The organism is Ruegeria sp. AI3 (assembly GCF_056541245.1).
On the sequence record NZ_JBQFYA010000004.1, the window covers coordinates 241812 to 267005 of the forward strand.

Annotated in this window: 20 protein-coding genes and 2 pseudogenes; 11 read left to right on the plus strand and 11 right to left on the minus strand. The window is 52.6% G+C overall.

Going from position 1 to position 25194, the window contains the following annotated elements; genetic code table 11:
* Positions 1 to 25 precede the first annotated feature (25 nt).
* Both ACRZ95_RS09175 and ACRZ95_RS09180 read left to right on the plus strand, forming a co-directional pair.
* Positions 26 to 1081, plus strand: coding sequence for a sugar phosphate isomerase/epimerase family protein (locus ACRZ95_RS09175; protein WP_170678225.1), 1056 nt, complete (start codon positions 26 to 28; stop codon positions 1079 to 1081).
* Positions 1081 to 2235: a Gfo/Idh/MocA family protein gene (locus tag ACRZ95_RS09180; protein WP_170678227.1), complete on the plus strand. Its 1155-nt coding sequence runs from the start codon at positions 1081 to 1083 to the stop codon at positions 2233 to 2235. The genes ACRZ95_RS09175 and ACRZ95_RS09180 overlap by 1 nt, the downstream gene beginning before the upstream one ends.
* A gap of 1077 nt (positions 2236 to 3312) precedes the next feature.
* Here the strand turns inward: ACRZ95_RS09180 and ACRZ95_RS09185 are convergent.
* From ACRZ95_RS09185 to ACRZ95_RS09200, 4 genes are all read right to left on the minus strand, one after another.
* A complete protein-coding gene (locus tag ACRZ95_RS09185) occupies positions 3313 to 4422 on the minus strand; it encodes an HlyD family secretion protein (protein ID WP_170642538.1) in 1110 nt (369 codons plus the stop codon).
* A gap of 90 nt (positions 4423 to 4512) precedes the next feature.
* Complete coding sequence (locus ACRZ95_RS09190; protein ID WP_170551978.1) at positions 4513 to 5493, minus strand: CobW family GTP-binding protein; 981 nt, start codon at positions 5491 to 5493, stop codon at positions 4513 to 4515.
* A gap of 4 nt (positions 5494 to 5497) precedes the next feature.
* Positions 5498 to 6970, minus strand: coding sequence for a guanitoxin biosynthesis MBL fold metallo-hydrolase GntH (gntH, locus tag ACRZ95_RS09195; RefSeq protein ID WP_170678228.1), 1473 nt, complete (start codon positions 6968 to 6970; stop codon positions 5498 to 5500).
* A gap of 10 nt (positions 6971 to 6980) precedes the next feature.
* Positions 6981 to 7235: a hypothetical protein gene (locus ACRZ95_RS09200; RefSeq protein WP_170678230.1), complete on the minus strand. Its 255-nt coding sequence runs from the start codon at positions 7233 to 7235 to the stop codon at positions 6981 to 6983.
* A gap of 78 nt (positions 7236 to 7313) precedes the next feature.
* Between ACRZ95_RS09200 and ACRZ95_RS09205 the strand changes: the two genes are divergently transcribed.
* A complete protein-coding gene (locus ACRZ95_RS09205) occupies positions 7314 to 8648 on the plus strand; it encodes a tetratricopeptide repeat protein (RefSeq protein ID WP_170678232.1) in 1335 nt (444 codons plus the stop codon).
* A gap of 411 nt (positions 8649 to 9059) precedes the next feature.
* On the opposite strand, the gene ACRZ95_RS09210 is transcribed toward ACRZ95_RS09205, so the two are convergent.
* On the minus strand, positions 9060 to 9743 hold the full coding sequence (locus ACRZ95_RS09210) for a LysR substrate-binding domain-containing protein (protein WP_480554849.1): 684 nt from the start codon (positions 9741 to 9743) through the stop codon (positions 9060 to 9062).
* 42 nt (positions 9744 to 9785) lie between these two features.
* Positions 9786 to 9992, minus strand: a pseudogene (locus ACRZ95_RS09215) (helix-turn-helix domain-containing protein); the annotation flags it as partial.
* A 333-nt stretch (positions 9993 to 10325) separates the two neighbouring features.
* On the opposite strand from ACRZ95_RS09215, the gene ACRZ95_RS09220 reads away from it, so the two are divergent.
* The gene (locus ACRZ95_RS09220; protein WP_170678265.1) at positions 10326 to 12005 is read left to right on the plus strand and encodes a BCCT family transporter; all 1680 of its coding nucleotides are present in this window, start codon (positions 10326 to 10328) and stop codon (positions 12003 to 12005) included.
* A 403-nt stretch (positions 12006 to 12408) separates the two neighbouring features.
* Here ACRZ95_RS09220 and ACRZ95_RS09225 read toward each other — a convergent pair whose 3' ends face one another.
* The 3 genes from ACRZ95_RS09225 to ACRZ95_RS09235 all read right to left on the minus strand — a co-directional run bounded on the left by ACRZ95_RS09225 (position 12409) and on the right by ACRZ95_RS09235 (position 16120).
* On the minus strand, positions 12409 to 13425 hold the full coding sequence (locus ACRZ95_RS09225) for a GlxA family transcriptional regulator (RefSeq protein WP_170678236.1): 1017 nt from the start codon (positions 13423 to 13425) through the stop codon (positions 12409 to 12411).
* Between the two features lie 72 nt (positions 13426 to 13497).
* Complete coding sequence (gene nhaC, locus ACRZ95_RS09230; protein ID WP_170678238.1) at positions 13498 to 14970, minus strand: Na+/H+ antiporter NhaC; 1473 nt, start codon at positions 14968 to 14970, stop codon at positions 13498 to 13500.
* A 502-nt stretch (positions 14971 to 15472) separates the two neighbouring features.
* The gene (locus ACRZ95_RS09235; RefSeq protein WP_170678240.1) at positions 15473 to 16120 is read right to left on the minus strand and encodes a class I SAM-dependent methyltransferase; all 648 of its coding nucleotides are present in this window, start codon (positions 16118 to 16120) and stop codon (positions 15473 to 15475) included.
* 96 nt (positions 16121 to 16216) lie between these two features.
* Here ACRZ95_RS09235 and ACRZ95_RS09240 point away from each other — a divergent pair, with 96 nt between their 5' ends.
* The 4 genes from ACRZ95_RS09240 to ACRZ95_RS09255 all read left to right on the plus strand — a co-directional run bounded on the left by ACRZ95_RS09240 (position 16217) and on the right by ACRZ95_RS09255 (position 18904).
* The gene (locus tag ACRZ95_RS09240; RefSeq protein WP_170678242.1) at positions 16217 to 17116 is read left to right on the plus strand and encodes a LysR family transcriptional regulator; all 900 of its coding nucleotides are present in this window, start codon (positions 16217 to 16219) and stop codon (positions 17114 to 17116) included.
* 154 nt (positions 17117 to 17270) lie between these two features.
* Positions 17271 to 17711 (plus strand): hypothetical protein, encoded by a 441-nt coding sequence (locus ACRZ95_RS09245; protein WP_170678244.1) that lies wholly within the window; start codon positions 17271 to 17273, stop codon positions 17709 to 17711.
* A gap of 301 nt (positions 17712 to 18012) precedes the next feature.
* Entirely contained in the window at positions 18013 to 18432 is a 420-nt protein-coding gene (locus tag ACRZ95_RS09250; RefSeq protein WP_170551948.1) for a hypothetical protein, read from the plus strand.
* 199 nt (positions 18433 to 18631) lie between these two features.
* Positions 18632 to 18904, plus strand: coding sequence for a hypothetical protein (locus ACRZ95_RS09255; RefSeq protein WP_170678245.1), 273 nt, complete (start codon positions 18632 to 18634; stop codon positions 18902 to 18904).
* A gap of 319 nt (positions 18905 to 19223) precedes the next feature.
* On the opposite strand, the gene ACRZ95_RS09260 is transcribed toward ACRZ95_RS09255, so the two are convergent.
* Positions 19224 to 19409, minus strand: coding sequence for a hypothetical protein (locus ACRZ95_RS09260; protein ID WP_170551942.1), 186 nt, complete (start codon positions 19407 to 19409; stop codon positions 19224 to 19226).
* Positions 19410 to 20063: 654 nt separating this feature from the next.
* Between ACRZ95_RS09260 and ACRZ95_RS09265 the strand changes: the two genes are divergently transcribed.
* Positions 20064 to 20990 (plus strand): DMT family transporter, encoded by a 927-nt coding sequence (locus ACRZ95_RS09265; protein WP_170678246.1) that lies wholly within the window; start codon positions 20064 to 20066, stop codon positions 20988 to 20990.
* A gap of 138 nt (positions 20991 to 21128) precedes the next feature.
* Here ACRZ95_RS09265 and ACRZ95_RS09270 read toward each other — a convergent pair whose 3' ends face one another.
* Positions 21129 to 23261, minus strand: coding sequence for an adenylate/guanylate cyclase domain-containing protein (locus tag ACRZ95_RS09270; RefSeq protein WP_170678247.1), 2133 nt, complete (start codon positions 23259 to 23261; stop codon positions 21129 to 21131).
* 76 nt (positions 23262 to 23337) lie between these two features.
* Between ACRZ95_RS09270 and ACRZ95_RS09275 the strand changes: the two genes are divergently transcribed.
* Both ACRZ95_RS09275 and ACRZ95_RS09280 read left to right on the plus strand, forming a co-directional pair.
* Positions 23338 to 23889 (plus strand): hypothetical protein, encoded by a 552-nt coding sequence (locus tag ACRZ95_RS09275; protein ID WP_170678248.1) that lies wholly within the window; start codon positions 23338 to 23340, stop codon positions 23887 to 23889.
* Positions 23890 to 24966: 1077 nt separating this feature from the next.
* Positions 24967 to 25194, plus strand: a pseudogene (locus tag ACRZ95_RS09280) (SOS response-associated peptidase); the annotation flags it as partial.

Sequence of the window (25194 nt, forward strand, 5' to 3'; positions counted from 1 at the left end):
GCTTAGGTTTTGGGGAGGAAATTTTATGAAGACGATCAAAGGTCCAGCTTTGTTTCTTGCGCAATTTGCGGGGGATGAAGCACCGTTCAATTCGTGGGACGCGATCACCAAATGGGCGGCTGATTGCGGATACAAAGGCGTTCAGGTCCCCAGTTGGGACGGCCGACTATTCGACCTTGAACAGGCCGCGTCCAGCACCGGCTATTGCGATGACTTCAAAGGCAAAGCCAGGGAGAATGGCGTAGAAGTCACCGAACTCTCAACGCATCTTCAGGGCCAGCTTGTGGCCGTTCACCCAGCCTATGACAGCGCGTTTGATGGCTTTGCTGCCGAAAGCGTTCGCGGGAACCCGAAAGCCCGGCAAGAATGGGCAGTGGATCAGGTCAAAAAGGCTCTGTCAGCGTCAAAGAACTTAGGCATTTCGGCACATGCGACATTCTCAGGCGCTTTGGCCTGGCCCTATGTTTACCCCTGGCCGCAGCGTCCTGCGGGCTTGATTGAAACGGCATTTGATGAGCTCGCTCGTCGTTGGGTACCGATCCTTGATCACGCCGAAGACTGCGGCGTTGATGTCTGCTACGAAATCCACCCCGGAGAGGACCTCCACGATGGTGTGACGTACGAGATGTTTCTGGAACGGACGGGAAATCACTCACGGGCCTGCATGCTATACGACCCGTCGCACTACATCCTGCAATGCCTCGACTATCTTGACAATATCGACATCTACAAAGACCGGATCCGGATGTTCCATGTCAAAGATGCCGAGTTCAACCCAACAGGGCGGCAGGGTGTTTATTCCGGATATCAAAGCTGGGTTGATCGGGCCGGGCGGTTCCGGTCGCTTGGTGATGGCCAAGTGGACTTCGGTGCGGTCTTCTCAAAAATGGCCGCGAATGACTTTGATGGCTGGGCTGTGGTCGAATGGGAATGCTGTCTCAAGCACCCCGAGGATGGCGCGCGCGAAGGCGCTCAATTCGTATCAGATCACATCATACGTGTGACCGAGAAAGCCTTTGATGATTTCGCCGACGGTGGCGCCGACGAAGCCGCCAATCGTAAAATGCTGGGGATTGAGTGATGGTCACAGGACGCAGTGAAGAAACCTCGGGTCGTATTCGCCTTGGCATGGTTGGCGGCGGAAACGACGCATTCATAGGCGGCGTTCATCGCATAGCCGCGCGACTGGACGACAAGTTTGAATTGGTCGCTGGTGCTTTGTCTTCGACGCCAGAGAAATCTCTGGAAAGTGGTCAGGCATTGGGGCTCGAACGGGTCTATGAAGACTTCAAACAAATGGCGATCCGCGAAGCCCGGCTGAAATCCGGAATCGAGGCGGTCTCAATCGTCACGCCAAATCACGTCCACTATGCAGCTGCGCGCGAGTTTCTGAAACGCGGTATTCATGTGATTTGTGACAAGCCACTCACCTCTACCCTTGCCGATGCAAAAAAGCTGGTCAAAGCAGCAGAAACCGCGAATGCCCTGTTCATTTTGACCCACAATTACACGGGCTATCCGATGGTTCGGCAGGCGCGTGAAATGGTTGCCAACGGCGATATTGGCAAGATTCGTGTGGTTCAGGTTGAGTACCCGCAGGACTGGCTGACCGAGCAGCAGGATTTCAAACAGGCTGAGTGGCGAACTGATCCCGAACGCTCGGGCGCGGGTGGATCAACCGGTGACATCGGAACCCATGCCTACAACCTCGCTTGCTTTGTAACCGGGCTGACAGCGGAAAGCCTGGCGGCGGACTTGCAGGCCTTTGTGCCGGGGCGCAAAGTCGATGACAACGCCCACGTCTTGCTTCGCTTCGAAGGTGGAGCGCGTGGTATGCTGTGGTCTTCTCAGGTGGCTCCCGGAAATGAAAACGCACTTCGTTTGCGGGTCTACGGCGAAAAAGGTGGGCTGGAGTGGGCCCAGGAAGATCCCAATTACCTTTGGTTCACGCCATACAACGAACCCAAGCGACTGATCACTCGAAATGGAGCTGGAGCTGGTGATGCTGCCAATCGGTTGAGCAGAATCCCTCCGGGCCATCCCGAGGGATATCTTGAAGGTTTCGCCAATATCTATGGAGAGGCTGCTGAGGCAATCCAAGCTTTCCGGAATGGTATTTCACCTGATGCGTCGGTTGTTTATCCAACGGTTCATGATGGACTCAATGGTGTTGAGTTTGTAGCCGCATGTGTGCAGAGTTCTTCAAGGAATGCGGCTTGGGTCAGCTTAACTTAAATCCTGGTTGCGGGCGTAGGGCATGTATCTTGGAAGGCATCGTGGGTATCTACCAAAAACCGAAGCGCACAACCTATTAATGAACACTCCGGAACAACGAACCGCGAGCGTCGCTGAACCGGTGTCATGTGAAGCGATCTTCGGTTGCGTGATGACCGTTCATTGGAACGAGTACAAAAGGCTACTTAGCGTGCAAAGCCGTCTTTCAATTTTCGGGCCTCGCTAACTCAGCATCCTAACGCAGATGCGGCAACCAGCCTGTTCTTATTGAAAACAACGTGTTCTCGCGCAAAGAGTAGCAGCGCGGCCTGCACCGCCGCACTTGTTTTGGATCAGCGGGATTTGGACAAGCCAAACACCCCTAGCCATCAGCGGCAAGACGCTGCCTTCCCCCTCGGGCAACCCTACTAGACAACACCGTTTCCTCGGCTGCACATGCGAGCCGTACCTTTATTGTCGAACAGCATTGCCTCGCCTCCATCCGCGTTCGCCATACGGCTCATCAGCAGGAACAGGCACCTTCGGCGTATGATCTGCAAATCAGCCCTGATTTTCCAAAAGAAAGTCAGGATCAATGAAATCGGTCTAAGTGCAGGGTGAAGGAACTGACACAAGCATGGCAAGGTACTCTCGCTGGTGGTGGAACTAAGTGTCGCCTTGCATAGGGGGAATTGGCGGACTGAGGAGCAACTGTTTTCTGCAACTATATGTTAAGCAGTGATAAAAAGTTGGACTAAAAAATACTCTACTGAATATTCCACACTAGGAATGGAAACTGGCATTTCTAAGCCAAAGTCTGGGGTTTAATGAAAGGCCCGGTAAGATATATAAAACCGTCACTTCTACAGAGTGTAACGAACACATTCTTCGAAGCGTTTCGAACTTGCTGATGACGACAATGCGGAACAAATTGCCATCGGATGCTGAGCAATCAAGGACCGTACAGATCCCAAATCGAACTTCCAAAGTTGAGCCCCGCAAGTCCCGAGGTGCGAACGGCTCAGTTAGTGAAGCTCAAAGCAAAAGTATGATTTTGCAGGTAACGACATAGGTCGTTCCTTGCGCAATTCAGTTAAATCAAAGGTAATTCAGCTTCTTGGTCACCCAGAATAGAATTTCTGCCAACACCGAAATCGCGCCTGCTTCCTCGGTGATAACCAAGCCCGTACCTGATGCACCCAGCTTGGTCACCCTTGCACTTTGATCTTCCGGAATTTCTGCAACAACGATGAAGTCCGCCGCGCCAATCAACTCACGCAATGAAGGAAGCCCACTTCTGGCATCCAACGCCCCTTCGCTGGTAGCGGGTGGTATGTCCGAAATCGTGGTATCAAACTCCGCTCCAGGCATACTACGCAGTGCAACTCGAATAGTGTCGCCAACGGATATGTTTTGCAGGCTACTCAAAGGAAGTGTCGCAACCAGAACCCTGTCGCCTGGTACAATAAAATTGATTGCCCCTTGCAGAGTCGAAACCCGGTTTCCAGGGCGCAGGGTCAAGCCTGTCACCATGCCATCTGCAGGTGCGCGCACGACTGTTTGTTCCAATGCCCAACGCGCTTGGATCAGCAAATTCTCTATCTCAGCAACGCCAACATCGACCCCATCCACTTGCGCGGCAATACGCCGTTCAAGACCCGCCTTCCGCGCGTTTGCGGCGCGCAAGCCCGCATCAAGTTGCTCAATCGTTGAAACGGCTTCCTGAAGCTGGAACTCAGTGGACGCTCCCCGTTCGGTGAGACGGATAATATCATCGCGACGCGCCACACCAAAATCCAGTTGCGCGGACAATGAGGCGATGTCAGCCTCAGCCGCCTCAAGGTCGTGACCCAGCTGATCTGCCTCAGATTGGGCGGAGGCCAACGACGCTTCAAGTCGAGCGACCTCAGCGGCGAATTCCGTATCATCTATCCGGAAAAGAACATCCCCCTTTGATACCAACTCATTGGGCTCTGCTGCGACTTCTGTCACTGGTCCAGCAACATTTGGGGCAATGCTGATCACTGCACCTTGGACCGAAACCGTCCCGCTTGGTGTCGTGTGGTTCAGCGCGCCGATAACCACCAATGCAATCACGACACCACCGCCATAGATGAAGGTCTTTGAAACCGCGTTCCAAGGCAGCAGGCGAAGTTTTGAAAACACCAGCCATGCCAGGCCAAAATACAGCGCCAGAACGATTAGCATACCAGATACTCCACTGGATTCATTGGACCAGAAACCGAAGCATCTGAGCTCACTAAAGACGCACAAGACCAGGTTCGGCCGATTTGGCCATTATACAGTCTCAAGTAGCGTATCTGAAAGAGTGTGCTCTGAAAGGGCTCCTGGCGCTCCAATTGCAACAAGCCTAGTTTCGGGTTTACGCTCACCCCACACTTCATCCCGCGCGATGTCCATGCGTTTGCCGACGACCTGGACAAGAATGCGATGATCCGGATCCTCCTCACTGAAGACAAAACCCTTGAGACGATAGACATCACCGGGAAGCGACCGAATAGCGCTTCGGAGAGAAGAGAGGCTTATCGGGCGTTCCGCTTTCATCATAGTTGTCGAAAAGCCTTCTGAATGATCAGCGTGGTGGCAGCCGCAGCCGGGGCCATGTTCATGATGGTCAGGTACTTCTGTTTCTAGTTGTTCTGAGGCAAAGCGGCCGACTGAAAGAAGTATGTCCAGAGGGACGTTCGCATTGACAGCTTCGACCAAACGATAGCGACGAAAGCGAGACCCGAGCCAATCATGCACCTTCTGAACCGTAGCCCTGTCGACAAGATCAACCTTGTTCAAAATAACCATGTCCGAGAACGCAATTTGACGAAGCTTCAGTTCCATTTGTTCAGGCGCAGAAAAGAGCTGTTCCGCATCGACGAGACACATCAGGCTATCCAAGCGGATCATGTCCCGAAACTTCTGATCTGTGAATGTCATCGCAATTGATGACGGGTCCGACACTCCGCTTGCTTCAAGGACGATATATTCCGGTTTCTCAGGCCGGGCGAGAACGGCCTCTACCGTTTCGATCAGGTCGTCTCGGATCGAGCAGCACACGCAGCCATTCGCTAGACTCATCACATCATCTTCGAGGCCGACCACCAAGTCGGCATCGACGTTGATGGATCCAAAGTCATTCACCAGGACTGCCACTCGCAATCCGTGATTGCCGGTGAGGATGCGGTTTAGAAGCGTTGTCTTACCGGCTCCTAGAAAGCCGGTAAGGATCGTTACGGGGATTGCGGATGACGACCCAAATTCGATCATGTCGTTACTCCGCCTTCTTCTTTCGGTTCGGGATGACGTCATCGACCTTAATGACGAAATCGCTGGGCCATTCTGGATCAGGAGCCCGGAATACATCAGCTGGGTAGTATTCTTTGGGATCGATCTCCATGTCTCGGTACTTCTGATCTTGCTGTTCGGCACGTGATGACCGCGGTGCTGGCGGCTTGATTTCATCCGGCAGCGTGATCTTGCCTTCTGCTTCCATCTTGCCCAATTCGCGGAAGGGGGCGACAGATCCAGACTTTCCGGGAAGCGTCGCCTTCCGATACCAGATTGCATCCTTGGTTACGTTGACAACGGCGACATCCAAACCCCAGGCGAACAACCCATCATAGTGCGCTCGGATTCCCGCCAACATCTCAGCATCGATATCCTCGTCTTGCGTATAGTGGGTTACCATTGCAAGCCTTGGGCGCGCCTCAGCCATCATCTTACCGACCGCATAGTGCGAAGTATGGTGCGTATCGATCGTGTAGTTGAACAGCTCTTGCGGCAAACCGTATTTGTAGGTCATCAACTGACCGATATCTTGTCCGGACATTTCGGTCACAAACACATCCACGCCTTTTCCGTATTCAAGGCTCAGTTCATCAGGGCGGCCATCGCCGGTCCAAACAAAGCTCAGGCCATTCCAATCCAGCCGATACCCCACAGCTCCGTCCTTGGCGTGGCTACGAGGCCAGGACCGAACAGTCACGCCATCTTCGTCATAAACGATGCCACCTTCCTGGCGGAAATCGAATTCGTTGACCTCAATCTCATAGCCGTCCCCAATCGGGAATACATCAAAGGCCTCCAGATGCCATTTGAGCATTTGCTGCATGCCTTTAACCATTCCGGCCGTGCCAAGCTCGGGTGTCCGACCTGATGGACCGTGAATGCGAAGCGGTGTGTATCCACCAGACCAAGCCCGGAACGGGTAGATGTAAGGGATGTCGGCATAATGATCGACATGCAGGTGCGTAATGAAGATGTCGTTGATCAACTGACCCGGAACCTGCATCCCGATAATATTGCGAACACAACCTGACCCGAAGTCGAAGAAGAACCTCTTTCCATTCCCCAGCTCGACCATGATACAGGTGCCAGCCTGATCTTCGCGGGGCGGAAACGGGGTGGAACCACAAAACGATATCCGCATTTCGTCGGGGCCGAGCTCTTCGGACAGCGGGAAGTAGTTCGCGTTCGAACCTGTCATGTATTTTGTGGGGCGGAAGTACTCCGGCAGCGTGATACCGCCCGCAGGTCTGCCGCCGTAAGGGTTCTTTAGGCTTTCGCCTAGTGGTCCTTCTCCGGGGTGCGCCTGTGCGGTTCCTGTACCGTAGCTAACAGCACCGGTTGCGACCGCTCCTGCTGCCAGCCCCTGCATAACGTGTCGCCGGGAAGGGTTTTCGATGTCGTCAGATTGCTGGTTCGGTTCGTTTTTAAGATCTTTGCCGTTGTCTTCTTTTGTCATGGCCATGCCCTCAATTGGAAATGTTGCGAGGATCGCGCTTCACCATCCGGCGAAGTTCGTTCACGAGTTCAGATTTTATGTGGGCCCATTCCGCGCGCTCTGAGGCTGTGATCGATACATCATCCAGCAGCTCGGAAGCTTTCTTCAGGTCTTCGACGACCTCTTTGAGCAACGCATCCGTTTCGATACGCCCTGACAGCGCATCGGACAGCTCTGGAATCTCTTCTGTCAGGTCCACCGCCACTGGATTAATCCCGGCTCCCACTATCTATTCTCACATCGAGATGAGTGTGGTTGACCAAGCAGGCCAAGTGAGTCACCGTGAGTTGGGGGTGAGTTTGCCTTGAACAAAGCCAATGAATTGCCGATAGATCAACATGTTGAGCAGCCATCGCCGGATCTTGTCCGGGAAGCGCTCGAGCGCGTTGTATCGAGCGATGAGTTTCAAGCTTCACCCCGTCTCCAACAGTTTCTTACATACGTAGTCGAGGAAGCTATCGCGGGCCGCGGTCCCCAGATCCGAGGCAAAGCTATTGCCGTAGAGGTCTATGGGCGGCGCATTGATGGCAGTGGCGGCCAAAACCTCGTTCGCGTAGAAGCCAGGCGGCTGCGTCGGCTATTGCGCGAGTTTTACGAAGATCAATGGGACGGCGAGGGTGTTCGCATTTTTGTTGATCCCGGCGGATACAAGCCGCGGTTTTCATACGAGCCTACAATTGAAGACGGCGTATCAAATGCATGGAACGGCGATGAGCCCGGCGGGCGTCGGCGTTCGCTGCGACTGCTGCCAGTTGGATTGGGGGTCCTCGCAGTAGTCGTTGTGCTTGGCATCTGGACGAGCCAAAAAAACACAGGAGTACCGCCAACGGCTCAATCCATTGAACAAGCTGAACGTGCAGCACTTGGTGAGCAATCTTTGACAAGACTTCAGGCGGCCAACCTTGCAGATCAAGCCCGAGGCATGTTTTTTCCCGTTTTTGACGTCAAACGCCAGCAAATCGCACTGGGAATGTTCCAGCATGCAGCCGAGCTCGACCCAGCACTCTCCGATGGCTATGCGGGATCGGCACAGGTTTTGGCGACTCTGGCCATGCTGTCCCCGGATGAAGCGCAAAGAGAAGATCTCTTAGGTCAAGCTTCGGAACTATCTGAAAAGGCCCTTGAATTGTCCCCTGCTGATGCGTGGGCAAATGGCGCAAATGGTTGGATGTTGGCTGTCTATAACCAGCCAAACGAGGCTTTAAAATACGCCCGAATGTCCGTCGAATTGGGGCCGAAGGACGGCCATATTCTCGATCTTGTTGGTATCACTGCCATAGTTGCCAATGCCCCGGAACTTGCTGCCGAAGTCAGCAACCCGGAAAGAACCAGGTCTGGATCGGGTAGGTTTGGTGCGAGAAACATCTGGGGCGTGTCGCAACTCATGCTCGGGAATTACGAGAGTGTTGTCGAAGCCTTTCAGGGGGCGCCAGCTGCCGGAGCGCCAGTCAGTGCTCCTTCGCTCTTATTCCAAGCCGTTGCGCAAGATGAGTTGGGAAACACGGAAGAAGCACAACGGCTCATTACTGAAATGCGAAAAACGTGGCCCGAGTTTCCGTCTGAGTTTCTCGCTTACAGGATATTCAACAACGACAACGCTACGCGGAAATTGATACTGGAAACACTTAGCAAGTTTTGACAAACGGCCGATCAAAACGACAATGATGTGCGTCTAGAAGAGGACGTTTAAACCAATTATGGAGGTTGCCTAGTAATAAACCTTAGTCCTCACTTTGATTGACCGATGTCGGCCCAAAAGAGACTTTCACGGTGGTTTTTTGTTGTGGTGTTTGCAAACCCGCACAGCCGCCGTTCGCCGCACCTGCTCGTATTCGATAGTGGCCACCGCCTTAAGTGCGGCCAAAGCAGCCGTCGAAAGCATGACACCTAAGAACCAATCGAACCCGCAATTTTGCATTCGCGACCGGACTTTGAAAGCTCGCAAAACGCAAAAACCAGAGTTTTCAATGTAGCTTCGAACCTTTGCCGCATTAAGTTTTCGAATTGAGCTGACTTGACGGCAAGGTTGACTGAACGATCCGACGACGCTCTACTTTGAAGATGTTGCGAGAACTTGTTCCGCAATCCAGTCGAACACAAGCCTGGGACCTCGGCCCGAGTTGGTGTGGCTCCGAGACATCACATAACCGGCATCGCTGAAAACGAGATCGTCTGTAACGGTCACAAGGGAACCCTTGCTGAGCAGATCATCAATCAATCCAATCCAGCCCAACGCAACGCCTTCACCTGACAAAGCAGCCTGGGTGACCATGTCGTAGTTGTTGAAGCTTATGTAATTTTTCTTTCTTTCGCCCGTTACGCCTAAGCTATCAAACCACCCTTGCCAGGTTTGCCACGCGGCGGTTGCGGGTTTTGACAGACTCAAGAGTTGAACATTGAGCAAGTCTGCAGGATTTTGGATTGGCCCGATCTTCTCTAACAGCTGAGGACTGCAAACAGCAGCGACAACTTCTTCCAAGACTAGTATTTCATCAGGTTTGATCTGGTCCTTGGGCGCAACATGAATACGAATGTCGCAATCGGTATCATTCAGACTGGGTGGCACATTTGAAGCCAGAATCTGAAACTCAATTTCATCCCCGATTTCCTCCCGGAGATAACCAAGACGAGGCAGCAACCAGAATGTTGAGAAAGCAAAATCGGCTGAGATTCGAACACTGGGTTTAGTTTTGCGTTCCAGCAAAGAGTTTACCGCATAGTTCATCTGAGTCATAGCTGGTCTGACCACATTCAAAAGCCTCAAACCCTCGTATGTCAGTGAGACGCCCCGGTGCTCCCTCTTGAAGAGGACGACACCCAAATCAACCTCCAAACCCTTTATCCGTTGAGAGATAGAGGACTGGGTCAACCCGAGAGCGTCTCCCGCACTCGTAAAATTTCCATGCTTTGCGACCATTTCGAACGCATAGAGCGCCACGAGGTTCCGGCTTAGATTGGTATTAACTCGATTAATGTCATCCATAACTACTCAGCTACTGCAAAAGAAAGAAGAATTATACCAAAAACTATGCCAATGGGCGCGAGTGCAGCCCTGTGAAAGCAACACGGGAGCCAACGATAACAAAACAAAGTCACGGCCATGGGCTCGGACAGCCAGCCGACTAACGAAACGTACATGCGTACGCAGGCTCAAAGAATCTAATAATTTTAGAACGTTGTAACTCTTCAGACCCGTTAAGGTTGACGACGCGTTTTTGTGCATCGTTGGGTTCACTGGTTTCTAGGCAATTTGGGCTGTCGGACCAAATCTAGCAGACAGCCCCACTACAACAACCAAAACAGGGAGAAGTTGACTATGACGATAAAGCCACCTCTTTCAGAACTTCCGATTAAGACCGCTGATAACGGTTTTTATCGGGGGTTCAGTGTAAACGTCACGGTTATCAGTAAGATCATCATCAGTTTGTTGGTCGTCTGGTGTATCGTTTGGCCAACCCAGGCTGGCAGAATCCTAGGCGATTGGAACGCAGCTATTCTGGCGCAGTTTGCGGCTTGGTACATCTGGGTCGTAACCGGATTTGTTGTCGTCTGTATTGGTTTGGCCATCTGGCCAGCTGCGGGACGTTTGAACCTTGGTGTCGAAGGTGAAAAGCCAGAGTTCTCGAATTTCTCCTGGTTTTCGATGATGTTCGGCGCAGGGATCGGGGTCGGGATGTTAACTTGGGCGGTTGCAGAACCCGTAGCTCACTTCAAGAACAACCCTTCGGTTATTCGGGGTGTCACTACAGCTCTAGATGCAGACAATGTGCGCACCGCCTACGTGTGGTCCTACCTACATTGGGGATTAGGCGCCTGGGCGTGCTATGCGATTGCTGGTCTGGCACTGGCATTCTTCAGCTACCGCCGCGGGCTTCCGCTTACAATCCGCTCATCCTTGACACCGCTCTTTGGCAAAGCACTGTCGGGCAACCTTGGACACCTGATTGATATCGTTGCCGTTGTTGCGACAATCCTCGGCGTGGCACAAACCTTGGGATTTGGTGTCGAGCAATTCGTGGCAGGTCTGACCCGTATCGGCATTGGTGGATTGGCTAATGCAGACGGTTCAGCCACAACACTGGGTATCATCGTCGCCTTGCTGGTCATTATGGGTGCCTCAACGCTGTCGGCTCTGTCCGGTGTGGGTAAAGGTATTAAGTGGCTGTCAAACATCAACATGGCTTTGTCGATCTTCCTTCTGGGATTCTTCATCCTGTTCGGAGCGACATTCTTTGGCGCCAAGGCCTTCTTTGTCGGTATCTGGGATTACTTGATCGCTTTGCCTTGGCTCAGCTTCAATGTTTACGCATCAGATGGCGTTGAGGGCTCCGAGGCTTTCCTATTAGCACAGTGGCAAGGCTGGTGGCCGGTGTTCTACTGGGCTTGGTGGATCGCGTTCGCACCCTTCGTCGGGTTGTTCCTAGCGCGCATCTCGCGCGGTCGGTCCATCCGTGAATTTGTGCTCGGCGCAATGATCGTACCGTCGCTGATGTGCTTTGTCTGGTTCGCGTGGGCCGGTGGTACAGCCATCGACCTGGAACTGAATGGCGGTGCCAATGGCACGATTTTGGACGCAGCCAATGGTGACAAAATCTTTGCCATGACTACGTACATGCTCGCGCCCATAGCGGAGTTCCTTGCCTGGGCAATGGCAGTGGTGATCGTAATCCTCTTGATGACGTTTCTAGTAACTTCCGCTGACTCGGCAGTGCTGATCGTGAACACAATCAACGCTGCTGGTGACGAAGGGCCCAAGGCCCGTCCGCACATCATGTTTTGGGGTGCGGCGCTGGCATTGGTCGTTGGAGGTTTGCTAATCTCTGGTGGAACGGGAGCAATCCAGACAGCTATGGTAATCGGTGCATTACCTTTCTCCATCGTCATGGCGCTGATGTGCATTGCGTTGATCAAAGCTATCTGGAACGACGGGCGCCGCGAAGCTGCCGGCATCGCATCAACTATTGATCCAGAAACCTCGACGATGCCAGCCGAATAAAATTCGCTTAGATAACAGTGACCCTGGGACGTTCCTAGGGTCACAAATATGAAGGCAGCCCATACAGCAATCCATCAGAAGTGCAGGTTTTTGCACTGTGCGTTGACTGGTTGATCGACATCAAAAAAACGATTTTGAATGAACTTGGCTACGTCAGCTTTCGAGCACTACCAGCATTGATTCACTGTGTAGTATTTTGCACATTGAGCTCCTTCCAGACCTCGGAGGCAGCGCAACTTCGAACCATACAACGCTACGTCGACCGGAACTCATCGCCACTTTCAGACATTTTTCAATACTTAAGGTCCTGCGTTGCAGCGTTCCCAAAACGGACCTTGGCTGGCTGCAGAGAAAGTACCGGGGTACGTTCAGATTTTTCAGATTATGACTGTTAGGACGCAAATTACTCACGTCTTTCAGACCACCCTCTTCTGAATGAAGTTGGCGCTTCGTCGTAGCGTTTCTTGAAACGTGCTGTAAGTTGCGTCGCACTGCTAAAGCCGGTGGCTGCCGCGATCTCCGCGACCGCCATCTCGGTTTCGCTGAGCAATGCGTAAGCCCTTGAAACGCGCAGTTCTATATAAAACTGAACAGGCGAAGTTTCGACATACTTTTGGAAGAGACGCTCTAACTGGCGACGAGATATCTGCACGGCTTCTGCTATTTCAGAGATATCTAAAGGCTCTTCCAGGTTTTCTTGCATGATCTGCATCGCGTTGATGAGGTACTGGTTGCGACTACCCAAAGCGACCGAAAAGGCTGATTTCTGGAGCGTTTTACTATTGTTGGACCGAAAGTGAATGCACATGTCCGAAACGATGACCGCCAGGTCATTTCCGAAATCGGATTCGATCATGTCCAACATCATGTCGGTTGCGGCATTTCCTCCGCCACATGTCATAAGCTCATTGTCGATCTCATACAGGTTTGACGATGGCTCCAAACCATCAAAATGTTCGATGAAAGCAGGGTGGTTTTCCCAATGCAATGTGAACCTTTTGCCTGACAGAACTCCAACCTTGGCAAGGGCGAAAGCCCCTGTGCAAATACCACCCAGATTACACCCAAAGGTTCTTTGGCGGCGGATCCACGACAGGACCTTTGGGTTCGTACTTTCTGCCGGTTCAATACCCGAGCAAACAAACAGGCGCGACGATCGCGGTAGGTTGTGCAACGCAAAATCCGGTTTAATTTCAACCCCATTCGAACAAGAGACCGGATTTCCATCTTCAGTGATCAGAAACCATCTATACAGTTCTTTGTTTGTAACCTGATTAGCGATCCTCAGAGGTTCCAATGCGGCGCTAAAAGCCAGCATGGTCAGCTTTGGCAGCAGCAGAAAATAGATTTCCTTGGCCGGCCCATCATAGTCAATGCGATAGCTGGCCGCGCCCTTTGGGACAAAGTTTCTCGGGTCCATACGCTCTCCTCCAAGTATCGACCAAGGCGGATGAAGGGCACCAACACCTCATTTGGTGTTGGTGCAGAAAGATTACGCACTCATCTGTGCAACAGGTTCTCCGCTTTCCTCCCAGGAGCGGACTTCTTCTTCGCTTGCTTTAGGCGAAAAGAGCCCTGTCATGGCATAGAAGATACCGATGACCGGTGACAGCCAGCAAGCGAATGCAAGCGGAATATACAGCAGGTTTTCGAAGTTGCCGTCTGCGATACCCAAACCAAGCGCCGTGATGACAAACGCGCCGCCTGCATTCCACGGGATTAGAGGGGACACCAGTGTTCCGCCTTCCTCGACCGCCCGGGACAGGTTCAGTGGGGAATAGCCCATCGCGCGATAGACCGGTGCATACATCCGTCCAGGCAGTGCAATTGACAGATAGGGGTCACCTGCAACGGTGTTGGTCGCCACAGAGGTTAGGATGGCCGAGGTTTGAATGCCGGCAAACGTTTTCACCTTCGAGATGACAACTTTGATGATCGCCTGAAGGCAACCGACACGTTCAAGCGCTCCGCCAAACCCCAAAGCCAGCAGCACCAGTGAAATCGTCCACATCATCGACTGAATACCCCCGCGGTTCAGCAGGGGATCGATCTCCGGAACCCCAGTATCGATCGAATAGCCGCTATTGGCGAAGGTGAACGTCTCATGCAGTCCAGCTCCCTGACAGAAGATAGCCATGATGCCGCCCGCAACGGCGCCTGCAAACAGTGACGGGATCGGAGGTTGTTTCATGACCGCCAGCACGATGACCAGAACGGCTGGAAACAGCATGATCGGCGAAATCCAGAACGCGTCATCCAGTGCCGTCGTGATTGCATGAATGCGGTCAAACGATACCTGGGACGTGTCGATCAGAGTGAAGCCAACGACAAAATAAATCACCAGCGCAATCAGCATCGAAGGAACGGTGGTTGGAAGCATATTCCGAATGTGATCAAACAGATTGGTTCCTGTCACGGCTGGTGCCAAGTTTGTCGTGTCCGATAGAGGTGATATCTTGTCTCCAAAGAATGCTCCGGAGACGACTGCTCCCGCAGTCCAATACATTGGAATACCGAATCCCGCACCGATCCCCATCAGCGCTAAACCGACAGTTCCTGTCGTTCCCCACGAAGTGCCCAACGAAACAGAGACAATGGAGCAAAGGACCATTCCAGCGGCGAGGAAAAGTTCAGGCGACAAAATCTTGAGACCATAGTAGATCAGCGTTGGCACAGTTCCGCTTGCGATCCACATGCCGATGATCATTCCCACTGTGATCAGAATCGAAACGGAAGGCAGTGAGATATTGATAACGTGGAAAACGCCCTCTTCGATACTGGGCCATTTGTGACCCAACATGAGGCCAACGATGCCGGTGATCGCGATCCCGAATGCCAACGGGATATGCGGGGTAAAGTCACCGAAATAGAATAGTTGCAGCCCAAGCACACACAGGGTCAGCACTATTGGCGCGAGCGCCAGCAGCAAGCCGGGCTGCCGTATGTTGTCTTCATTCCCAGGCATATGAGTCTCCTCCTTTAGATTGGTCCAGAACCTTGATGATCTGCGGAAGAAACCAAGTTTGGCGGTGTGAGACTGTCGGTCAGAGCGTACATCTTGTTAAAATTTGCGACATTCAAGCGGCGGATTTCGGCGTCTTCGAATGAACTGAAGACCGGCAATTGCGATCACGCCAAATAAATTTGCTGCGTTTGGGCCGTCTCACCGCCTTCATTGGGGCAAATAGCAAACTTTGCTCGAGTTGGAGTGGTTCTGTTAGTCATGGTCCTTTCCGTACCTTCACCCCATAGTCCCCGTGCTGCAGCACGGCGCATCGAACTTGTCGTTCGCAACGAGCGCAAAATCAAAGCCTGCCTGAACTCGCTAAATGCGGAAGAAACGGCCCGCCGTAATGGCTTTCTTGAGGTAGAGGCAGACCGAAGTAACTCCGTTCATTCCAGTATGAAAACAACGCGCAATGTGACGCAAAGATCGTTAAACGGGTGCCGCTGAACGAGCTAAAACTTCAAGATTTTTGTGCGACAATATAGCGGCTTTGGAGCATTGAGGCTTGATCAGACGTATAGAGGATATCGAAGCCTGCGGACGCAATCTTCCTCTCAAGCACTGATCCAGACACAAAATGCACAAATGGGGCTTTACCAAGAGCCTGCATGATTGGGATCGCGACCCGACTGATCATCGTATACTTGAAACCACCGCTCTCAGGGGCGCAAACGGTTTTGGATATGAAAAACCCACCGGGTTTTGTAAGTGCGGAAATATGCTCAAGCGCTTGGTCCAAATCGGGCAGGAGATGAAGCAAATTATGCGCCAGGACCGCATCGTAAGACCCTTCGTCAAGACCGTGCTCAAGAACTTCGGCCACCTTGAAAGTGACATTCTCCAATCCTTCTTTCGCACGCTTCTCATCGGCAATCTCGATCATGCCCGGAGCGAGATCTGTCGCGGTGATGTGGGCAACATGCGGTGCAAGCAGTAGCGCGGTTGAACCAGTCCCGCACCCGATTTCCAGTACGTTGTCCTCCGCTCTCAGGTACGACTTCGTAAGCTCGAGTGTTTTCAGATACCCTTCCATATTGCGGATTGGGTCTGCCGCGTACTTTTGCGAGATTTTGCTCCAGAACGCGGCATCTTTGGACAAAGCAGCCATTTCATTGCTCTCTTAGAAGGTTGTTACCGCATCCTTTACGTCCAAACAATCATTTATGGAATTGCCACAACCTGCAGAACTGTTATGCATAAATGCATGAATTGGAACGCCATCAATTTCGACTGGAATCAAGTAAGGTCCTTTCTTGCGACAGCCGAAGAAGGATCGTTTTCCGCGGCGGCGCGCGTTCTTGAGCAAACTCAACCAACTGTCGGCCGTCAAGTTGCTGCACTGGAAACCGCGCTTGGCATCACCCTATTTGAAAGAGTCGGCAAGTCGCTTAATTTAACGACCGCTGGCGCCCAGCTTTTGTTGCATGTCAGAGAAATGGCGGATGTAGCAAACAGGATTTCACTTACTGCGACAAGCCAGTCCCAAGCTGTTGAAGGGCAAGTCAGGATTACTGCATCCGATGTGATGTCTGCCTATCAGCTGCCGCCGATACTGAAAAAAATCCGACTTGCGGCACCGCGACTAGAGATAGACATCGTTGCTGCAAATGACATTCGAGACATACAGCGACGTGAGGCTGATATCGCCATCCGACATGTACGCCCAACTCAGCCGGATCTGACAGCAAAGCTTGTCGCCGAGGCCAGAGCGCATTTTTACGCGGCACCTTCATACCTTGATCAGGTCGGACGGCCTAAAAATGAAAATGAACTTGCGAAATTGGACTTTGTCGGGTTCGGGGACATCGACACGATGATCGGCTTTCTCGATCCGGCGGGCATTCAGGTCACCCGAAAAAGCTTCAGGATTGGCTCACAAAGCGGGATAGTATCCTGGGAATTGGTGCGCCAAGGGTTTGGCATAAGTATAATGTCGGATGATGTGGCTGCCTTAACGCCAGGTGTGGAGCGCGTGCTTCCCGACCGCGAGCCGTTTAAGTTCCCGATTTGGCTGGCGACGCACTCCGAATTACATACCGCACGAAGGATCAGGTTGGTGTTTGATCAACTGGCGGACCAACTTAGCGCAGGGACCATCAGGTAATCTGGGAGTTCGCTTTATGTCACAGGCTATTCCAACGCTTCACTTGCTATGCGGCAAAGTTGCTTCGGCGAGATACTCAGAAACCGCCCCACGTACAACGGCGTGAGCCCGTCCGACCCGCTGGAACCGGGCTACGGCGGCGGGCGTCGAGGACGTGCTAGCCCCGGAGGCCATCGAACTGGCCGTCGCCGTCGAGGACGAACTGGAAACGCTTGAAAAGAAGGTGCGAGAGCAAAGGGTTAAGACCCGGTGGGATCGGGTGCGCAACAGTGCTCGCAGCGTGTTCGTCACCGAGGAGCGGCAGGAGCCTGACGACAAGGTGGTGGTAAACACCAGCGACCCGAATGCTCTTATGGACATGATTCCAGAACTTGAAACCTTGCTGGGTGAAGCGCACTTGGGTCTCTCCTACGGCGGCATCGGTATCGCCATTCGCAAGGCGCGCTCGGCCTACCTCGCCGTCAAACGGCGCAACGACATTAAGGCGAGGACGGCAAACCGACTAAGGACCCGACCCCCATCGTCAGCACCGGGGGCATCAAGGCGAGCCATATGTTGGGTCCGCTCCACAAGGTCGCGTATTTCCAGAGCGTAAGGCGCACGAATAGCGGCATAGCCCAGACGCCGGTGTTCACCCCCACCGGCCTCGCAAGCAAAATGGCCAAAACCGCAGGGGCGGCACTGCCAATCCTGAAGGGTGTGGTGGTGTTCTCGGCCATGCACGACGGCCAATTTCTGTTCGACTCCGGATACCACGAACCCTCGGGACTGTGGCTGGAGACTGGCGAGCTTGACATCGAGGTGTGTGACGACCCCCGCAAGGCCGTCACGTTCCTAGCCACGAGTAGCTGTGCGACTTCCCATTCGAAACGGGGGCGGACTTCGCCGCCGCCCTGATGCTGGCCATCTCCCTGTTGCATACCAAAACCGACCTCTACGGGTCGACAATTTCGCTCTTCGCTATGACAGCGCCCAGCGCTGGTATTGGCAAGTCCATCCTGCTTGATCGCGTCAACTGCACCGTCACAGACCAAATCGCCGCAATGACGTCGTTGCCCGAAGACCGGGAGGAACGTGAAAAGCTCATCACCAGCGTGACAATGGAAAGCGCGCCGCTGCTGGCCTTCGACAACGTCACCACCGGCTCGACCATCGGCAACAGCTACCGCGACCCACACCAACTGGTCACGCCCCGCATCTGGAATGCGCGGGTGTCGCAGCTTTCCAAGACCCACTCCGGGCCGACAGGCATAGTCGGTTGCCCTGACCGGAAACAACATCCTCTTGGCGGGCGACACGGCGTCCCGCGCCGTTAAAATCCGCCTCGTACCACGCAGATTTTAGAATATGACCCTTCGCGACTTTAAGCATCCGGACATTCTGAAGTGGACTCGCGACAACCGGGGGCGAATCCTCGGCGCACTCGCCTGCATCGCCACCGCCAAAGTGCCCTCCGTAAAACCCATTAGCCGATTCCCTTATTGAGAAAGTGCAGTCGCCGGACCGGTGCTGAACGTGGGCGAAGCGCCGGACTTCTTCGTGCCGTGGGTCGAAGCCGGTGAGGCGGACGTCATGGGGAACGCACCAACCGGCCTAGACGACCTCCTGATGTCCGTTACCCTGATCGATGTCAACGGGATGATGCAGCCGCCCGAAGGTGACTGGGTCAAGGCAACTGCAATCATTGAACATGTCGATCCAAGAATTTTTGATAGGGCGTTTGCAGTGAACAAGAGGCCGTCCGCACAGGAATTGACCGGATGCCTGCGCCGCAACCGCGACCCCTAGGTCGACGACGCCTACACACTCCGCGCCAACCGCATGAACCTCGGGAATCGCGCAAAGCGACAGACCAGATGTCCGTTTCGAATGGAACGGACGAAAGATGCACCGGAAATCAGCGAAACCGACCGCGTTTTCTACGTGAATCCGCTTCGGGGCGAAAATGAGGGGAAAAGTTAAGTTGTTAGTGTGAAGGGAATATCCAACGTGCCAACAAGTACGTCAAAGTCGTGTGTAGGATTTAAGTGAGATAATCTTAAAAAGCACTTTGAATATATAGTAGTAAACTAGAGGATGCAGGGTCAGAACACTTTGATACCCTTGGTCACACCCGCGCCAGCGGAAACCGCTTATGAACCGTCACGAACGGTGCAAACATGCCGCTTAAACGCGCCGCAGCGATGTAGTCACGATAGAGGCGATGCCCCTCATAGTTGAGTTTCTGCGTGGTCAGCACGCGGCAGCGCAGATTGTCACTATGGTTTTGCGCAATCTGGACAAATACGGGCATTCCTGTGCGGTCTACGAAAACCGACGGGCACTACAACCTGCGCCATATACTCTCGCTCCGCATTCGTGAGAAAGCGCCGTGACCGGATACATTTCGGGGCAAACTGAAACGAGTGTATCCAGCAATAGGGCGTACAGTGCGACAGCAACGCTGACGTAAAGAGTGTGCGCGAGATGTGGCCTGCGTCATTCGACACGCGAAACCCAAAACCAATGGCGAGCAAGATACACAAAGAGAGCGACCTGGTACCAGCATGAGGTGAGGCTTCGTCGATCGAAAGGCAGGCGTCGGGGTGGGTTATGTCAGGCCAAGCAAAATCCCGAAAATACACCCCCACCCAACAAAAACACAGTGGCCAATGGAGCTCGGCCACGCCACATCACCCCTCTCAAAAATTTCTCGATTTTTACGTATTGCGTCGTCCGCAATTTTTTCGGAACACAGAACGTCAGACAACGGAAGGCTGACCGCGCATTGCCGTATGGCAGTAAGGTTTACGGTGTTTCCTAGCGCCCTCGGCGGTCAGGTAGCCAAAAGCGGCGACGTCGAACGGCTGCTTCCATTGCTGAAGAAGTCTGAGCTTGTGCCTGCTACATAGCTTTCGTTCGTAGAATCTCTAAGGACGAAAATACAAATGCGTGATAGTTCCTGATTATGGCAACGACATCTGCCCGAAATCGATCGCCAATCCCTTACGCATTTGCGGTTATTGGTGTTCTTTTTGCTTCAATTTGTTTCGGGCTGGTACCCTATTTCAGCCGCAGCCTGACCGAACAGGGCGTTGCACCCTATGCGGTCGCATTCTACCGCTACATTGTTGCGGCTCTTCTTCTGCTTCCTGTTCTCATCGTGCACCGAAAAGAATGGCGAGAGATCACTTGGGGTATTTCCGCCGGAGCCGTAATGGGGCTTGGTTGGATCGGATATGTAACGGCGCTGGAGAAGCTACCCGCATCGACAGTGGGTGTGCTTTACATGACCTATCCGGTGTTCACCTTAGTTATTGCTTGGGCTGTGTTTGGCGATGCACCCACGCGACGCGCCATGTTGGCCGCTGGTCTGATTGTGGTGGCAGCTGTCGTTGCTGGCTCGCCTGCATCAGTGGCTGCGGAACACCTACCAACGCTGCTGCTATCCCTTGCCGCTCCATTTGGGTTTGGCTTCGGAATCTGCGTACTGGTACACAGATTGTCACGTATCGCGCCGTTGGCACGTATCGCGTCAGTTTCTCTGGGGTCTGTACTGGGCCTCGCACCCCTCATCCTTGGTGCTGAGGTTGGAGAGCTTCTCCCAAGGGAACAGTCCGATTGGCTTTTCATAGTTGGCATTGGTCTGGTTACTGCTTTCGTGCCCCAGCTTATCTACACAATATGCTCGCCTGTTATTGGAGCTTCTCAAACTGCGGTCGTCGGAAGTATCGAATTGCCCACGATGTTTGCCGTGGGATACCTTGCTTTTGGCGAAGCGATCTCTTTTCATCAAGCTTTTGCATGTGCCTTAGTGCTGGGCGCAATCGCGATCACAAGAAGTAGAAAGACGCGCACCGTATCTACCGTGCTCGCAAAATCGCCGAGGCGGTAGTATTGGGTTCGAAGGCGACATACGCCGGCATTAGTACAATGCCCATTTTCGGTTGGCCTGATTTGACTGGTCCAGTTTGATTGTGAGTGCATGACTGCTCTCAGGTCCATCGGGGCGAGAGTTTGCGATGCTTCTCCTTTATTTCTTCTCGAAACGGTAAACGCCATCCCAATCGGCCGGTGGTTCAAACGCAAAACTGCTGCAGCGTTCGATAAAGACATCTACAAGAAGCTTGTTAGCAGCGATTTCCCGATGCCTCTTCAAGGAATCTAATGCTTCAGTCCATTTTCCAAACTGATACAAGTCATAGCATGCACGCCATTCTTCGAGTTCGCGTTTTTTGGCTGCGCTTACCAGAAAACCACTCTCATCATCTTTTTCCGCTACCAGTTCAAAGATACGACTAGGAAAACTAGTCCCGGCGGGCACGACAAAGTCAATTTCGCGCAGCACAAACTTGCTCTCGACGTGAACAGCCACATCCGACGATACGAGAATTCTTGTGCCGTAAACTTTATTCAACCCTTCCAGTCTGGAAGCAAAATTAACGGCAGCGCCGAGCGCAGTGTATTGCAATCTTGAAAGTGACCCAACGTTACCGACCACTACGCGACCGGTGTGCAGGCCGAAACGTGCATGCAACGGACGCAATGGTAACGCTTCCTTATCAGAATTGAGTTTCGCCTCAGCCTGCAAACACGCCAAAGCTGCTCGGCAAGCATGAACAGGGTGATCGATATCATCGAGCGGAGCATTCCACAGAGCCATAATGGCATCGCCGATGTACTTATCCACGGTACCCTGATTGCCGGATATCTCTTTTTCCATTGCTTCGAAATACTCGGACAAAGCAGGCATCAGTACTTCGGGTTCAAGCCCCTCGGTTTGGCGCGTAAAGCCTTTGAGATCGGCGAACATAAGTGTAACGTCGCGCGACTCTCCGCCAACGCTAATTCTCTCTGCTTTTGAAAGGATAGAGCGTACCAGCTCTTTCGGTACGTACGCACCGAAACTCGACAATCCAGCTTTCATACTCGCAACGGCGGCCCCGAGTTCGGCGACTTCCTGAATATTTGATTTCAAGTTCAAGTTTTCACTTAGCTCAAAGTTACTGACTTTTCTGGCTTCCGTTGCCACGCGCACAAGATTTTTGCTCAACAGACGGGCGACAACAAAGGTAAATGAGACAGCCAGAACCAAAGCAATGACGCCGATTTGCATGGCACGAGTCGTGTTTCTTTTTATTTCTCCGATAAACTCATCTTCCGGCACTATGAGCCCGAGTGTGGGTTGGGCACCGAAGACTTCAGGGATTGGCATCACAGATGCGATATAGTTTCTTTCATCGGATGCTGGAGCTATGCGGAAAAAATCCTGCTGACTGGTTCGCCATTTATCGATGACACTGTCAATAATTTGGCTACTACCTTCAATTGACTCGTTCGTATTGGTACTCACGAAGCGCGGCTCTCCACCTTCGGATCGCGTGCTGGTGTAGGAAAGCAGGCGACCTTCGCGATCAAGCATGAAAACCAAACCATGATCGCCAATCCTGATATCATCTAGGATTTGCGAAAGTGCCGATATTGTAATGTCGAGCGCAACGACGCCAAGCAATTTACCTTCGTCGTCAACCACGGTTTTTGAAAACGTTGCACCTAGACGCCCAGTGCTCTCGAATTGATAAAGCGGCGAAACGTAAACGCCGCTTTGCTCCAACGCCCCGCGATACCAAGGGCGTGTTCGAGGATCGTAGACAGTGGTTCCACTAAGAAATGGTGTGGCCAACGAACGGCCATCCGACCAATAGTAAGTCTCGACGCGCTCGCCAAATTGCTCGGAAATTATCCGTTGAACGCGATCTACTCCTTCCGGCACAGGCAAGGCGCTCGTTCCAAATGTTTTCCAGTGTTTTGGGAGGTTAATATTCTGAAAAAAGTCTCCGGATTCTTCCTCGCCAAAATACAAGCCATAGTAGTGCTCATTGCCTTGCATCTGCGAATAGAGAACGTCCAAACCCGCGCTTGAGCCAGCATAGTCCGTAAATTTGGAAAGAAAGACGGATGCAGAAGATACGACACTTCCCGCTCCGCGTATCACGGTTAGCATCTCATCGACTGACTGACTTCTGGCCTCCGCCATCCGCTCTTTCGCAGTACGAATGGCGAGCTCTTTGTTGCCAAAATAAAGAATGGCAACAAGCATGGTTGTTACGGCCAACGTGAGTAACGTGAATAACGTCGCAACGCCGATATGGAGACGTACTTTCATACCCTCAATTAGTCAAAATGTAACAATAGAAGTCCAGTCGCTCGTTGCCTCACAAATGAGTATCTTGAGCACTTTGTTGTCTGAAGACACAAAGTACTGGCACTATTGTTCTTTCCTGGCTTCTTCGGCGTTTTTGGCTCGCCCTAACCGGACGCCACTCAAACCGAATTATTCTAAAAAACAGATAGTTATTGCTTGGTGCATTCACTTTCTGAGAACAGAGCAGGACATTTTGCCAACACCGCTCTTCAAGCCTAGTCATTCCGGAATTCCGGGTGGCCGACCCGAGCTGAACCCCAAGATGAGAAAGTTGCCTCAGTCGAAAGGCGAAACCGCTGTTAAACGGTTGAACGATCCATTGTCGATGGATGAACTCTTCGATCGCATTGATGGGAACGGCGAATTTGTATCGAGAAAACTCTCTGGCACGGAACAATTCGCCTTGTTGGCTTTAGCTCAGGACCGAGCCTTCGGACGAGCAGATGGTGTCAGCACTACACATACCCACAGCGGAACTGTCAGCATAAGCGTCAATCCACCACAGCGGCTAAAAGACATCAGAGTCCGCCTTCCAGAGAGATTGGCTCAAGAGAAGGTGATTGAGGCAATTCTTGATGACGACGAGTAGTCTCTGACCATCACGTAGCTGCTGTCAGGTTTAGAGGCTTGGGTTTGTGCCTACGGGCCATGCGCCCGCGCACGTAAAACCCCTCGATTTGACGACGCTGCATATCATCTTTTAGCCAATGCAACCCTTTCCAAAAAATTTTGGGGGACCTGCATATATGGGTAGCATTTTCGACGCTCGAGGGTTCGGGCTTTTTCTCGGCGTTGCCAAGTATCAGGACAGCAACACCAGCGGGCCGCACATGGGGTCTCGCGTTTGTTGGCGTAGCATCTTACGCCTGTCCGGATCGGTCAAAATTGTTCAGTTCGGAGTTTCTAAAAACCATAGGGCGCTCATTCAGTTGTCGTTGAGCCTACGCACCAGTATCAGAGACTCGGCGTTGACTGAAAGTAGCTATATTGGCGGAAGGTACGACGCGCCGAACTCGTACCCCCTCATTTACAATCGCAAACCCCATTCAAGACGCGCCGCACTTACCCGCTATCGAATCTGAATGTTTGAATTATGACAGTTTGGTGAAAGAGGCGTGGGAAGTTTGCTTACGTTACGGAAGGCACGTCAATGCTATCGTGGTTGCTTGAGGGCTTCGTTGGGTGACACGCCGAACCAATTAACCCCCTCAAATCCAGTCGGAAAAACCAGAACGTTCTTAAATACAAGCATGTCACCCACGGTCAAAGGATCGCATTGTGGCGAAATTGTGTCCACGATTCATTGTGGAACTTTCCGTTTCGGACCCAGAAACAAATCGTTTCGCCGTAAAACTGGGCGATACGGGGTTTCCCCAATTTCAACCAAACAGCTTTGGTGTCACAGTAGGCCAGACTACACACACCTCCACTCACTCACGGGTGAGAAAAAGGGGCTGGTCCTTACCCCCTCGACTAGCCCCTCACATCACCAAGACCCTTAAGATTTCAAGATAAAGACAGCTTTAGTGGAAATTCGTATTTTGCTGCGATCCACTCGCAGGGCGATCGAAGACGCCAAAACGCACAACCTTGTCCAACTCTGGTCTTGTGCGTAGCCTTTGGGGCCATGTGCAACCTCTACTCCAACACCATCCCAGCCACAGCAATGCGCCAACTGTTTGACGTGACCGTTGAACGTGACAGGCTTGGGAATGCAGAACCATTGCCAGCCATCTATCCGAAGCACTTAGCCCCAGTAGTCAGGAAAGACGACGAAGGTAAGCGCGAGCTGGTCTCGCTGAGTTGGGGATTTCGTACGACAAAGAAGTCAAAGAAAACCGGTGCTATTATCCAACCGGGTGCCTGGAATAACGCACGTGATGACAAGGTGCGC

Excerpts from the sequence above, each read along its gene's own strand:
- ACRZ95_RS09175 (WP_170678225.1), top strand. The coding sequence starts at position 26 with ATGAAGACGATCAAAGGTCCAGCTTTGTTTCTTGCGCAATTTGCGGGG.
- ACRZ95_RS09180 (WP_170678227.1), top strand. The coding sequence starts at position 1,081 with ATGGTCACAGGACGCAGTGAAGAAACCTCGGGTCGTATTCGCCTTGGC.
- ACRZ95_RS09185 (WP_170642538.1), bottom strand. The coding sequence starts at position 4,422 with ATGCTAATCGTTCTGGCGCTGTATTTTGGCCTGGCATGGCTGGTGTTT.
- ACRZ95_RS09190 (WP_170551978.1), bottom strand. The coding sequence starts at position 5,493 with ATGATCGAATTTGGGTCGTCATCCGCAATCCCCGTAACGATCCTTACC.
- gntH (WP_170678228.1), bottom strand. The coding sequence starts at position 6,970 with ATGACAAAAGAAGACAACGGCAAAGATCTTAAAAACGAACCGAACCAG.
- ACRZ95_RS09210 (WP_480554849.1), bottom strand. The coding sequence starts at position 9,743 with ATGACTCAGATGAACTATGCGGTAAACTCTTTGCTGGAACGCAAAACT.
- ACRZ95_RS09220 (WP_170678265.1), top strand. The coding sequence starts at position 10,326 with ATGACGATAAAGCCACCTCTTTCAGAACTTCCGATTAAGACCGCTGAT.
- ACRZ95_RS09225 (WP_170678236.1), bottom strand. The coding sequence starts at position 13,425 with ATGGACCCGAGAAACTTTGTCCCAAAGGGCGCGGCCAGCTATCGCATT.
- nhaC (WP_170678238.1), bottom strand. The coding sequence starts at position 14,970 with ATGCCTGGGAATGAAGACAACATACGGCAGCCCGGCTTGCTGCTGGCG.
- ACRZ95_RS09235 (WP_170678240.1), bottom strand. The coding sequence starts at position 16,120 with ATGGCTGCTTTGTCCAAAGATGCCGCGTTCTGGAGCAAAATCTCGCAA.
- ACRZ95_RS09240 (WP_170678242.1), top strand. The coding sequence starts at position 16,217 with ATGAATTGGAACGCCATCAATTTCGACTGGAATCAAGTAAGGTCCTTT.
- ACRZ95_RS09250 (WP_170551948.1), top strand. The coding sequence starts at position 18,013 with ATGCTGGCCATCTCCCTGTTGCATACCAAAACCGACCTCTACGGGTCG.
- ACRZ95_RS09260 (WP_170551942.1), bottom strand. The coding sequence starts at position 19,409 with ATGCCCGTATTTGTCCAGATTGCGCAAAACCATAGTGACAATCTGCGC.
- ACRZ95_RS09265 (WP_170678246.1), top strand. The coding sequence starts at position 20,064 with ATGGCAACGACATCTGCCCGAAATCGATCGCCAATCCCTTACGCATTT.
- ACRZ95_RS09270 (WP_170678247.1), bottom strand. The coding sequence starts at position 23,261 with ATGAAAGTACGTCTCCATATCGGCGTTGCGACGTTATTCACGTTACTC.